Origin of the sequence: Acidilobus sp., assembly GCF_049973875.1 — an archaeon.
GTDB lineage: Archaea > Thermoproteota > Thermoprotei_A > Sulfolobales > Acidilobaceae > Acidilobus.
This window is the reverse complement of the sequence record NZ_JBMFJI010000073.1, coordinates 1-1,507: the sequence shown is the minus strand read 5'-3', so window position 1 is coordinate 1,507 and position 1,507 is coordinate 1. Positions and strand designations below refer to the sequence as shown.

The window sequence follows — 1,507 nt, the reverse complement described above, 5'->3', positions numbered from 1 at the left end:
AGCCCTGGGCTGCTGTCGCGCCTCCGTAGCTAAATCTTTCACCTGTGGCCTGTCCATGTCTTTAATGCAATGTCTAGTTTCCTGTATATATCGGTGATGCACAGTCTCGCCTTATCCTCGTTAATGGCTGGGCTCAAAGCCCTTAGGAAATCAAGATCAAAATTCAACCTATTGGAGTCACCACTGTACTGCTCTGGGATTCTCCTAAATTGTATTTTATTAGAATATTTATCAAAAATACCAGCAAGTTCACTTAGCTTATCACTACTTAGCGAGCAAATGTCTAGGACGGGCAGTAACCTCCACTGAGTTATTGTAAGGCTAATGTACGGCCCCCTGGTCTCCTCCCTCTTCGCTAGTATTGTCATTAACCCCCATGTGGTGTTCAGCCAGGCTACTAACGCCTTGTCTGCATTACTGCACTTCAGTCTTGTGGCGTAGAATATGTTGGATAATAATGGCTCATTTGAATAGAGAGCAATTACGTGAGCGGTATCCACCCAAACCCTTTCTGGCACCAGGATATTACCAGCATACGTATTAAACGCGTCCCCTGCCCGACTGCTCTTAGGTCTAGCGAACATGTTGTGCCTAACAGCCATACTAATCCTAACCTCCTCGCCACCACCGAAGAGAACTGGATAAGGAGTTTCTGAGCTCGTGGGTTCAAAATAATCATGAAATTGAGCTCTGTTAATACCCATGGTTTTTATCACGTTACCCAATAACGTGATGGGCACATTGATACCGCAAACATTTCCCCTCATTATGGACATTGCATCATTGATAAGCTTGGCATCGTTAAAAGCCGTGAACTGGCCCCAGTTGTCAAGGTTCCTTAACAGGTCAGCCCTGCCCACGCGCATAACTTCGGCATCACTTGGCACACCCTCCATTATTTTCTCCGCCAGTAACACAGCCTCCATGGCGCCTCTGGGCTTCCTTCTTAGTGTAACGAACACAGTCTCTTCGCCTGGGTCGTGTTTTTCAACCCTCCTGGCCACTATCAGTGCCTCGCTCAGGCTGGTGTTCTCACTGAAGTTGTACCCGTTCTCGGCATCACTGCTAACTATGGCGTAGTTAACGTGGAATTTACTTGCCAACAGAGACCTAGCAAGGAACCAACTGACGCCAGAAAGGACGCCCCTCGGAAGCACGAAGGCTATCATGCCGCCTGGCTTAACGTATTTATAGGCCAAGTACAGGAATAATAAACCCTCGCCAGCCTGTCCAATGCCCAGGTACTGCTTGAACTCCTTTTTTCCGTTAATTATTTCCTTAACTGCGTCGGGTAAGTTCTCCCTTTTCGCCAAGTCCCTCGTTATATTTTTCATGTCCTCTCTGACAGAACTCCTTATTTCGTTAAACCGCTTAAGGAGTTTCTCTCTGTATTTCTTCTCACTTATGAAGCCGAACAAGCCCTTCTCGCCCTCCTTAAATTCCTCGCTTACCCTGCCCGTGGCTCGCGTGAACGGCGGGTTCATGATTACTAAGTCGAATTTGTCAG

At 47.3% G+C, this 1,507-nt stretch carries 1 pseudogene; it reads right to left on the bottom strand.

The features are described 5' to 3' along the window. Positions 1-38: 38 nt before the first annotated feature. Positions 39-1,507, bottom strand: a pseudogene (locus ACP5H1_RS08405) (N-6 DNA methylase); the annotation flags it as partial.